Origin of the sequence: Anaerovibrio sp. (assembly GCF_051866355.1) — a bacterium.
Classification (GTDB): domain Bacteria; phylum Bacillota; class Negativicutes; order Selenomonadales; family Selenomonadaceae; genus Anaerovibrio.
On sequence record NZ_JBJDWZ010000126.1, the window covers coordinates 1 to 11,206 of the forward strand.

10 protein-coding genes are annotated in these 11,206 nt (G+C 52.4%); all 10 read right to left on the reverse strand.

Going from position 1 to position 11,206, the window contains the following annotated elements:
- Window positions 1-302, reverse strand: a 302-nt coding sequence (locus tag ACI3UA_RS06850; RefSeq protein ID WP_439724073.1) for a GTP-binding protein, incomplete at its 3' end; no start/stop codon positions are given.
- Window positions 303-318: 16 nt separating this feature from the next.
- Window positions 319-2,397, reverse strand: coding sequence for an elongation factor G (fusA, locus tag ACI3UA_RS06855; protein WP_439724074.1), 2,079 nt, complete (start codon window positions 2,395-2,397; stop codon window positions 319-321).
- A gap of 31 nt (window positions 2,398-2,428) precedes the next feature.
- The gene (rpsG, locus tag ACI3UA_RS06860) at window positions 2,429-2,899 is read right to left on the reverse strand and encodes a 30S ribosomal protein S7 (protein ID WP_154406001.1); all 471 of its coding nucleotides are present in this window, start codon (window positions 2,897-2,899) and stop codon (window positions 2,429-2,431) included.
- 42 nt (window positions 2,900-2,941) lie between these two features.
- Window positions 2,942-3,322 (reverse strand): 30S ribosomal protein S12, encoded by a 381-nt coding sequence (rpsL, locus tag ACI3UA_RS06865; protein ID WP_154406003.1) that lies wholly within the window; start codon window positions 3,320-3,322, stop codon window positions 2,942-2,944.
- 91 nt (window positions 3,323-3,413) lie between these two features.
- Window positions 3,414-3,659: a ribosomal L7Ae/L30e/S12e/Gadd45 family protein gene (locus ACI3UA_RS06870; protein ID WP_439724075.1), complete on the reverse strand. Its 246-nt coding sequence runs from the start codon at window positions 3,657-3,659 to the stop codon at window positions 3,414-3,416.
- Between the two features lie 448 nt (window positions 3,660-4,107).
- Window positions 4,108-4,959 carry a MurR/RpiR family transcriptional regulator gene (locus ACI3UA_RS06875; protein ID WP_439724076.1) on the reverse strand — a complete coding sequence of 284 codons (852 nt, stop codon included), beginning with the start codon at window positions 4,957-4,959 and terminating at the stop codon, window positions 4,108-4,110.
- 197 nt (window positions 4,960-5,156) lie between these two features.
- Window positions 5,157-6,473 (reverse strand): gluconate:H+ symporter, encoded by a 1,317-nt coding sequence (locus ACI3UA_RS06880; RefSeq protein ID WP_439724077.1) that lies wholly within the window; start codon window positions 6,471-6,473, stop codon window positions 5,157-5,159.
- Between the two features lie 148 nt (window positions 6,474-6,621).
- Entirely contained in the window at window positions 6,622-8,037 is a 1,416-nt protein-coding gene (gene gndA / locus ACI3UA_RS06885) for an NADP-dependent phosphogluconate dehydrogenase (protein ID WP_439724078.1), read from the reverse strand.
- Between the two features lie 33 nt (window positions 8,038-8,070).
- Window positions 8,071-9,627: a gluconokinase gene (locus ACI3UA_RS06890; RefSeq protein ID WP_439724079.1), complete on the reverse strand. Its 1,557-nt coding sequence runs from the start codon at window positions 9,625-9,627 to the stop codon at window positions 8,071-8,073.
- A 277-nt stretch (window positions 9,628-9,904) separates the two neighbouring features.
- The coding region (locus ACI3UA_RS06895; protein WP_439724080.1) for a transketolase-like TK C-terminal-containing protein at window positions 9,905-11,206 on the reverse strand (1,302 nt) is incomplete at its 5' end.

Consider the following 11,206-nt stretch of genomic DNA (forward strand, 5'->3'; position numbering starts at 1 on the left):
CCATCCATCTGAGCAGCACCAGTGATCATGTTCTTTACATAGTCAGCATGGCCCGGGCAGTCAACGTGAGCATAGTGACGGTTCTCAGTCTCATACTCTACATGAGCGGTGTTGATGGTAATACCACGCTCTCTCTCCTCTGGAGCCTTATCGATATCAGCATAGTCCTCAAACTGAGCCATGCCCTTCTCTGCCAGAACCTTGGTGATTGCTGCGGTCAGAGTAGTCTTGCCGTGGTCAACGTGACCGATAGTACCAATGTTTACATGTGGTTTAGTTCTTTCGAATGTCTGCTTTGCCATTTAGAATATTTCCTCCTTATTCACCTTTGTTTTTAGCAATGATGCCATCTGCAATGTTCTTTGGAACTTCCTCATAGTGGGAAACTTCCATGGAGTAGTTACCGCGGCCCTGGGTCTTGGAACGCAGGTCAGTGGAATAGCCGAACATGCCGGACAGCGGAACGAAAGCGTTGATTACCTGGGCACCGTTGCGGGCTTCCATACCATCGATACGGCCGCGACGGGAGTTCAGGTCACCAATTACATCGCCCATGTACTCCTCTGGAACGATAACTTCTACCTTTACGATTGGCTCCAGGATAACAGGGTTAGCCTTGAGTGCACCGTTCTTGAATGCCATGGAACCGGCAACCTTGAACGCAGCCTCGGAGGAGTCAACCTCATGATAAGAACCATCGAATACGATAGCCTTAACATCAACAACAGGATAGCCGGCGAGAATACCGCCTTCCATAGCCTGCTTAATACCTGCTTCGATAGGGTTGATGAATTCCTTCGGAATTGCACCACCAACAACCTGATTCTCAAAGCTGAAGCCCTCGCCAGGCTCCTGAGGGATGAGACGCAGCTTACAATGGCCATACTGACCATGACCACCGGACTGACGTACAAACTTGCCCTCGCACTCCACCTCGGAGCGGATGGTCTCGCGGTAAGCAACCTGAGGGTTACCTACAGCACAGTCAACCTTGAACTCGCGGAGCATACGGTCAACGATAATCTCCAGGTGAAGCTCACCCATGCCGGAGATAATGGTCTGGCCGGTTTCCTCATCAGTGCGTACACGGAAGGTAGGATCCTCCTCGGCCAGCTTCTGGAGGGCAACGCCCATCTTCTCCTGGTCGTTCTTGGTCTTCGGCTCTACAGCTACGGAAATAACAGGGTCCGGGAACTCCATAGACTCCAGAATGATTGGCTTGTTCTCATCGCACAGGGTATCACCAGTAGTAGTGTCCTTCAGGCCAACAGCAGCAGCGATGTCACCGCTATAAACGATGTCCAGCTCCTTACGGTTGTTGGCGTGCATCTGGAGAATACGGCCGATACGCTCCTTCTTGCCCTTAGTGGAGTTAAATACATAAGAGCCGGAAGAAAGGGTACCGGAATATACACGGAAGAATGCCAGCTTACCAACGAACGGATCAGCCATGATCTTGAATGCCAGGGCAGCGAATGGCTCGCTGTCGCTGGAAGGACGGTTGTCCTCCTCGCCAGTCTCAGGATTTACACCCTTGATTGGCGGAATGTCGGTAGGAGCAGGCATGAAATCTACGATAGCGTCCAGCATAGGCTGTACACCCTTGTTCCTGTAGGAAGTACCGCAGGTAACAGGAGTCATGGTGCAGGCGATAGTAGCCTTGCGGATGGCAGCCTTGATCTCTGCCTCAGTGATCTCCTCACCGCCCAGATACTTCTCCATGAGGCTGTCATCAACTTCTGCAACTGCCTCCAGGAGCTTCTCACGGTACTCCTCGGCAATCTCCTGCATATCATCAGGAATGGCAACCTCATCGGCTACCTTGCCCAGGTCATCCTCATACACGATGGCTTCCATCCTGATGAGGTCAACGATGCCCTGGAAGTCATCCTCTGCGCCGATTGGCAGCTGGATTGCAACTGCATTGGCGTTCAGACGCTCCTTCATCATCTTGATTACATTATAGAAATCTGCACCGGTAATATCCATCTTATTTACATAAGCCATACGCGGTACATTGTATTTCTCAGCCTGACGCCATACGGTCTCAGTCTGAGGCTCAACGCCGCCGCGGGCAGTCAGAACTGCTACGGCACCGTCCAATACTCTCAGAGAACGCTCAACCTCTACAGTGAAGTCAACGTGACCCGGGGTATCAATGATGTTGATGCGGTGGTTCTTCCAATGGCAGGTAGTAGCAGCGGAGGTAATGGTAATACCACGCTCCTGCTCCTGGGCCATCCAGTCCATGGTAGCTGCGCCTTCATGAACCTCACCGATTTTGTGATTGATACCAGTGTAGAAGAGGATACGCTCGGTAGTAGTAGTCTTACCGGCATCGATGTGAGCCATGATACCGATGTTACGAGTCTTTTCAAGGGAAAACTCTCTAGCCACTATTTATCGCTCCTTAATTACACAAACTATATTACCAACGATAATGAGCGAAAGCCTTGTTGGCCTCAGCCATCTTGTGAGTATCTTCCTTCTTCTTGATAGCTGCGCCGGTATTGTTAGCGGCATCCATCAGCTCGCCGGACAGTCTCTCATCCATGGTCTTCTCGCCACGCAGTCTTGCGTAGTTTACGATCCAGCGGATGCCCAGAGTCATGCGGCGGTCAGGGCGAACCTCAACAGGTACCTGGTAGTTGGCACCACCTACGCGGCGGGCACGAACCTCCAGTACAGGCATAACATTCTTCAATGCAGTCTCAAAAACCTCAAGAGGATCCTTGCCGGTCTTTGCACGGATAATATCGAATGCATCATATACAACTCGCTCAGCAACGCCCTTCTTACCAGAAAGCATTACCTTGTTGATGAACTTGGTGACGATCTTGGAGTGATAAACCGGATCCGGTAAAACGTCACGCTTAGGTACAGAACCTTTTCTTGGCATCTATTTTGCCTCCTTCCATAATCTTTCAGTCTTCACGCAGAATTATTTCTTCTGCTTAGCGCGCTTAGCACCGTACTTGGACCTACCCTGCTTGCGGTCCTGAACACCTGCGGTATCCAGGGAACCACGGATGATGTGGTAACGCACACCTGGTAAATCCTTTACACGTCCGCCTCTGATGAGAACTACGCTATGTTCCTGAAGATTATGGCCAATGCCAGGGATATATGCGGTTACTTCAATGCTATTAGTCAAACGAACACGGGCAACCTTACGGAGTGCGGAGTTTGGCTTCTTAGGAGTTGTAGTATAAACTCTCGTGCAAACGCCACGTTTCTGTGGGCAATTCTTTAATGCCGGTGCTGTGGATTTCTCCTGCATGCTCTCTCTGCTCTTGCGAACCAACTGGTTAATTGTAGGCATACATGCACCTCCTTCCTTCAAAATGAGTATTTAGTATTTATTAAAACTCACCGGCAATGCCGGCAGGTTTTTAACAACTATCAGATGTGCCTTATCTGAGGACAGCCACCGCGGCAGCCCCTACCTCTATGGAGCAGGCTTTGCCCAGCTCGCTCATGGTGTAGGCCGCTTCAATCGGGATGGCCTTTTCCGTGCAGAGGCCTTTCAGCGGGTCTATCACCCTGCCGTCTGCATCGGTGCCAAGGAATACGCACAACGCCTGGTTCTTGTTGATAGCTTTGGTCACCTGCTTGATGCCGATAACCCTTTCAGCCTTCTTTAACTTTTCCAGCGTCATGTCCTTCACTCCTTCGCCTGAAATTCCCCTATCCTCGGCGCATTAGTATAATAACACCCCCAAAAACCTTTGTCAACCCCTGCTAAATAAGGTTTTTGCTTGCACACGACGCCTCGTGTATCATAATATTATCCATGTGCGCAAATCTCTACCTTCTTTCCATCAGCAAAGGACAGTATGTTACAAATTTACAAAATCCGTCCCAAAAAGCCAAATACGCAAAAAACTGTAAACATGCCGCAAAGAAAAATTTTTTGTAAAATTTCTCAAAAACTTTCCTTATCTGCCAATATTTTACCAAAATAAAATGTACCTTTACCAAAAGCTCACAAAAACCTGACCATTTCCCTTCCCGCCCGCAAAAAAATATGGAATATACCGCAGTTGCAGGCATATCCCATATTAAACGCAGTACCAAAACTGTAAGTCCCCAGCTTTCTTCCTCCTGCTATTCCCTGGTGGAAGAAATCACCGACCGCATCTTGCTGATATTATCCCGGTATTTTTCCGGCTGTCCCATGGCTATCCCCGTATACAGCACATCGGTTATGGCCATGTGAATCAGCCTGGATGCCACGGACTCCGAGCGATAATGAACCTCCCTGCCCATGCCGGTCAGCACTATATCCCCCAGCTTGGCCAGATTGGACTGGGCATAACTGGTAATCACGATAACCTGCGCCCCGGATTTTTTTGCCACCTCCACCGTTTTCAGCAGATTCAATGTCGAACCGGAATGGGACACGGCTATCACCGCATCCTCGCCGGTCAGGAGGCTTGCCGATGTCAGCTGCTGGCTGACATCATCATATGCCTGCACCAGCATGCCAAACCGCAAAAATCTCGTCTCAATGTCGCGGCAGACCGTAGCCGAGTTGCCAAAGCCGTAGACGGCCACGCGCCTCGCCCTGCTCAGCACCGCAATCGCCCTGTCCACAGCATCGTAATCGAGGATTTTCAGCGTATCCTGCAGGCCCTCGGAAATGCTGCCGAACACCTTGCCCGCCACCTGTTCATAGGAATCGTCCTTCTGAATCTCCTGAAACCTGACATCACCGGCAGAAGACAGCTCTGCCGCCAGGGCAATCTTCAGCCCCTGCAGCCCGCTGAACCCCAGCTTCTTGCAAAATCTTGATATGGTAATCTCAGCGCTGTTTGTATTCCTTGCCAGCTCCGGTATGGTCTTGTCCATGATTTCATCCGCATGATTGGTAATATAATCAGCTATCCGCTGCTCCGATTTTGTCAAATCCTGATAAACGCTGCGCAAAATCGGCAGCTGTATCTTTGCCTCCGCCATCCTGATGCCCCCTATGAAAACTCTTTAAGACCATTATAGCAAAAACCGCCGAAAATATCAGGATAAAAAATCCTGCCTGCCGGTATAACGCCGGACAGACAGGATTAAAACTGCAGATACCACGCAGGATAAGTTATTTGGAATATGCAATATGGAGTGTATCTGCAGGGAGGACGCCAAACATGGCCAGGCTCCAATCAGAGCAGGGCATCAATCACCAGTACCCCGGCCAGTCCCATCACTGCAATAATGGTTTCCAGAGCGCACCAGGTGCGGATAGTTTCCTTGAAGGTCAGCCCGAAAAACTCCTTGAACAGCCAGAACCCGGGATCATTCGGCGGACTGAAAATCAAACTGCCTGCACCGGTAGCCAGCACCATCAGTTCCGGGCTGACACCGGTAGCGGCAACCACCGGCGCGGCAATACCACCGGCAGTAAGGGCCGCCACAGTAGCAGAACCGCAGGCGGTGCGGATAACAGCGGCTACGCTCCATGCCATCAAAAGAGGGGAAAGGTTGGAGCTGGCCGCAATCTCGCCAATATAGCGGCCAACACCGCTGTCAATTAAAATCTGCTTCAAGGCTCCGCCACCGCCCACAATAAGCAGAATCATGGCTATGCTGAGCACGGCGCTTTCCACAACCTTCATGATTTCAGGTATGGTTTTTCCCTGGGCGATACCAAAGGTATAGAAGGCAATTGCCACCGCCAGGGTAAGTGCCATGTCAGGAGAACCAAGGAAGGTAAGCACATGATACGCGGAGGACGCAGGGTCCATGGTCATTTTGGCAATGGCCGAAGCCGCCATCAGCACGACCGGCACCATAGCTGTGAAAACAGACACCCCGAAGCCCGGCATTTCCTCTTCCTTGAAAATTTTTGGATTGTGCATTCCCTCCGGGATGTTAGGACGGATTTTTTTAGCGGTACTGCAGAACACCGGCCCTGCCACGATGGCAGTTGGCACTGCAATCAAGCCACCATAAATCAGGGTTGTGCCAATATCAGCATTATAGATGATGGAAATCGCCGTAGGCCCCGGATGAGGCGGCAGGAAGCCATGAGTTACCGACAGGGCGGCCGCCATAGGAATACCTACCTCCAGCAAAGGAATTTCTGCAGAAACCGCAATGGTAAATACCAGCGGTATCAAAAGAATAAAGCCTATCTCATAGAACAGGGCAATGCCCACAATGAATCCCGTCAGGCATACTGCCCACTTGACATTCTTTCTGCCGAACACATTAATCAGGGTGGTGGCAATGCGCTGGGCACCACCGCTTTCGGCCATGAGCTTGCCCAGCATGGCGCCAAAGGACACCACGATAGCCAGTCCGCCCAGGGTTCCTCCCAGCCCCTTCTCAATGGTAGGAATAATCTGATTGATAGGCAGTCCCTCTGCAAATCCCACGCAGCCTGCCACCAGCAAAAGCGCCAGAAAGCTGTTCAGCTTCACCCTGACAATCAGGAAAAACAGCGCCAATATACCAATAGCCAAAATTACCAAAGGCATTTTAAATCCCCCTTATAAAAAATCCTTTATCTCAAGATACTTCCGCATACTGCTGCACACATCTGTGTATTTTTCATGCTTTCAGGTATTTTCATTGACCTCCATGAAACTGCCGCCAGGCCCCTCCTGTCAGTCAATCCCCGTGAAATTACCCGTTATAATGCTCCTGCCACTGGTGATGGAAAATGCCATCCCTGTCAGTGCGCCGGAAGGTATGCGCCCCGAAATAATCGCGCTGGGCCTGAATAACGTTGGCTCCCAGCTGACCGGCACGGAAGCTGTCAATGTACTGAACCCCGTTGGACAGAGCAGGCACAGGAATCCCCATGCTTACTGCCATGCCGACCACACGGCGCAGGCTGGCAAGATTTTCCTTGATTTTCCCAAGGAAAAATTCATCCAGCATCAAATTTGCCAGAGCTGGCTGACGCTTGTAGGCCTCGGTTATCTTGTTCAGGAAATCCGCCTGAATGATACAGCCTGCCCTGAAAATAGCGGCAATCCTGCCAAAATCCAGCTGCCAGCCGTAGGCATCTGCCGCCGAGCGATACAGGGCAAACCCCTGGGCATAGGCAGCAATCTTGCCCGCATAGAGGCTGCGGCGCACATCCTCCAGAAAATCCCCGTTCTGCTCCACACTGCACAGCGGAGCAGGCAGGCGCTCTCCCAGTGCCTTGCGCTCTTCCAGCAGATTGGACATGACACGGGCGTTGCATGCCGCTGTAATCATGGAGGTGTTCACGCCCTGCTGCATAGCCTGAATGCTGGTCCAGCGGCCGGTTCCCTTCTGTCCGGCGCTGTCGGCTATTTTGTCCACCAGCCATCCGTCCCCTATATCATCCTGCTCGGCAAAAATATCTGCCGTGATGCCAATCAGAAAGCTTTTCAGCTCGCCCTGATTCCAGGCATGAAAGGCTTCAGATATCTGCTGATTGTTCATCCCACCGGCGTATTTCATCAGAAGGGAGCTTTCCGCAATCAGCTGCATATCAGCATACTCAATGCCGTTATGCACCATCTTTACATAGTGCCCAGCCCCGTCACTGCCGATATAGGTGCAGCATGGCTCACCGTCCGCCTTTGCCGCAATGGCCTCGAACACAGGCCGCACGTATTCGTATGCCTCGCGATTGCCTCCCGGCATAATGCAGGGGCCCAGCCTGGCTCCCTTTTCACCGCCGGAAATTCCCACGCCAAAGTAGTGTACGCCGTACTTAGCGGCCAGCTCATGCCTGCGGCGGGTATCCTCAAAAAAAGAATTGCCGCCATCCATCACCATGTCCCCTGCCTCTAAAAGCGGCAGCAGCTTTTCCAGCATGGAATCCACAGGACTGCCTGCCATAATCATAAACATAATCATGCGTGGCTTCTCCAAGGCATCCACAAACTCCTGCAAATCATAAAATCCGTGCATGTGCTCATGGGGATGCTCCTTCATCACCTTTTCCGTCAAATCAGGCGTGTAGTTGTAGCAAGCAACATCGAAACCTTTATCAGCCATATTCAATGCCAGGTTGCTGCCCATAACAGCCATGCCGACCATACCGATATTCATACTGCCCATCTTTATCTCTCCTTATCATGACAAATCCAGTTTCTATAATTTCTTCTGAAATGCCGCAATATCTACAAATTCCTTCTGCAGATTCCAGTACAGCCGCTCATAAATCCCGTACAGCTCCTGATATGTCTGCACATTTTCCGTCACAGGACTGTACACCCTTCTCGGCTTTACCAGCTCTGCCGTATCATTGATGCTCTTTAACCTGCCGCTGGCTACGAAGCCCAGCACAACTGCACCAAAGGCCGCCCCTTCGCTGTTGTCCGGCAGGGTCAGCTTTTCATTCAGCACATCTGACAAAATCTGCAGCCACAGGCCGGATTTGGTAAAGCTGCCGCTGACGCGGATATCCTCGATGCGGCCAAATTCCTTCAACGCCTGCAATACAGCGTTCATGCTGTAGCAGATGCCCTCCATCGCCGCCCTTATCATATGGGAACGGCTGTGATTGAGGGAAAGCCCGAAGAACATCCCCCTAAGCTCCGAATTCCAGTAAGGAGCGCGCTCCCCTGTAAAGCACGGCAGCATAATCAGGCCTTCTGCCCCCGGTGCAACATGCGATGCCTTCATGGTCATCAGGTCGTAGCCATCCACATCAAGATGCTCAAGATGCGCACTGGTATAGTGGCATATCTTATCGCGCACCCAGCGGAGAATCATGCCGCCATTGTTGATGGCGCCGCCTGCCACCCACATGTTGTCCGTCAGGTTATAACACCAGGTACGCATCTTCGGGTCCGTCATTGGCTTCTCCGTCAGCATGCGCAGCGCGCCGCTGGTACCGATGGTGGCACTCAGCTGGCCGGGGTGCACCGCACCGATGCCCACGTTGACAAGCACGCCGTCCGTAGCGCCGATAACCACCGGCACACCGGCTGTCATGCCCATCCTTTCCGCAGCTCCGGCCGCCAGCCCGGCCATGTAGGTAGTGGAAACCACAGGCGGCATCTGGCTGCGGCTGAGGCCTGCATAGGATAAAATCTCCTCGTCCCAGTCCATAGCCTGCTCATTGTACATGCCGCTGGTGCTGGCCGTAGAGTGGTCGATTACCCACTCCCCCGTCAGCAGGCGGAAGATATAATCCTTCAACGACCCCACATAACGCATCTGGCTGAAAAGCTCCGGATGATTCTGCCGCAGCCAGATAACCTTTGCCAGCGGATAGCAGGCATGCACCGGACAACCGGTCTTTTCATAAAAATGCCTGCACATATCCATATCCTGCTTCATTTCCTTCACAATACCGGCACTGCGGCTGTCCGCCCAGGTCTGCATGTCCATCAGCGGCTCATAATGCTCATCCAGACCGGCAAAGCTGTGCATGACGGTACTGAGGGCTATCCCCTCCAAAGTGCAGTTCTTATACCGAAGCTCTGCCGCCGTTTCACTGATAACCCGCTCCACTGATTCCATTATCTGCAGCGGGTTTTCCTCCGCCCAATCAGGATGCAGGGTCAGCAGCGGATAAAACGCCTCCGCCGCACAGTATTTTTTGCCATGCATGTCATAGGCAATAGCCCGCACCCCTGTCGTCCCCAAATCAACGCCAATCCATACCTCCGGTTTGCCGGACATTAACTCTTGTACTTTCATTATCATCTTATCCCCTTTAAAATGATACTTCCTTTTCATCTATATGCACATAATACCACACCGCCACAATTTTTGCAACTTATTTTTCTATTTTCATGCCATGAAATGATAGTTTATTTTCATTTTTGCAATATCACTCCCTGCCCACTGCATTTTTATCTGCAAAAAAAGAATCCCCTGACATGTACAAACACGTACACATCAGGGGAAACCCGAATCTAAGCCAATCCTTATTTTATACCAGCTTGTTCTGCTTTATCTCTGCCGTTGGCTCTGCTTACTGCAGCAGGCCGCGCATGGTATCAGCCACGTTCTCCTTGGTGAAGCCGAACTTCTTGAAGAGGGTTGCGGCCGGTGCGGAGGCGCCAAAGCCCTTCATGCACACAGCGGCACCGTCAAGGCCGATGTACCTGCCCCAGCCAAAGTCAGAGCCTGCCTCAACAGCCACGCGGGCGCGCACAGCCTTCGGCAGTACCTGCTCCTTGTACTCATCGCTCTGCTGCTCGAACAGCTCCATGCAAGGCATGGACACAACCCGTACATCCTTGCCCTCCTGAGCCAGAATCTCCTTGGCGGCGATGGAAATCCCCACCTCGGAGCCGGTAGCGATGATGATTCCGTCCGGAACCTCCTTCGCCGCATCAGCGATTACATAGCCGCCCTTCAAAGCACCCTCCCTGCTGCTAGGAACGATGTCCAGATTCTGGCGGGTAAGCACCAGTGCAGTAGGGCTGTCAGTATCGGCCAGCGCAGTGTACCAGCCTGCCGCAGTTTCCACTGCATCAGCAGGACGGAATACCTGCATATTCGGCAGGGAGCGCAGCATAGCCAGCTGCTCAATCGGCTCATGGGTAGGGCCATCCTCGCCGACACCGATGGAGTCATGGGTCAGCACGTAGGTAACAGGCAGCTTCATGAGGGCGGCCAGACGCATCATAGGCTTGATGTAGTCAGAGAATACAAAGAAGGTAGCCACGTAGGCGGTCACGCCGCCGTGGAGTGCCATGCCGTTGCCGATAGCGCCCATAGCCAGCTCACGGACGCCAAAGTGCATGTTGCGGCCGCTTCTGCTCTCCTTGCTGAAAAACTCCTCGTCCTTCATCTCGGTCTTGTTGGAAGGAGCCAGGTCAGCACTGCCGCCCATGAGGCTTGGCACGATGTCCTTCAGCTTGTTGATGATATTGCCGGACAGGGCACGGCTGGCAGTCGGCTTTTCAGCCGGTGCCCAGAAGGATTCATCCTTCAGCACCGCCTTGACCGCATCCTTGTCGTAGAATTTGTCATGGAGAGCTGCTGCTGCCGGGAACTTCTCCCTCCACTCGGCAAACATGGCATTCCACTGATCCTCGGCCTCCTGCCCCTTGGCAGCCTTGGCCGCGTAATCAGCATAGACCTCATCAGACACGGTGAACGGCTCGCTGGTCCAGCCCAGATTCTCCTTGGCCGCCTGCAGGTTTTCCTCACCCAGCGGCTCGCCGTGGGCGCTGGCCTTGCCCTGCTTGGCAGGACAGCCATAGCCAATCTGGGTATGCACCGTAATAAAGGAAGGACGCTCCGTATCAGCCTTGGCCGCCTCAAT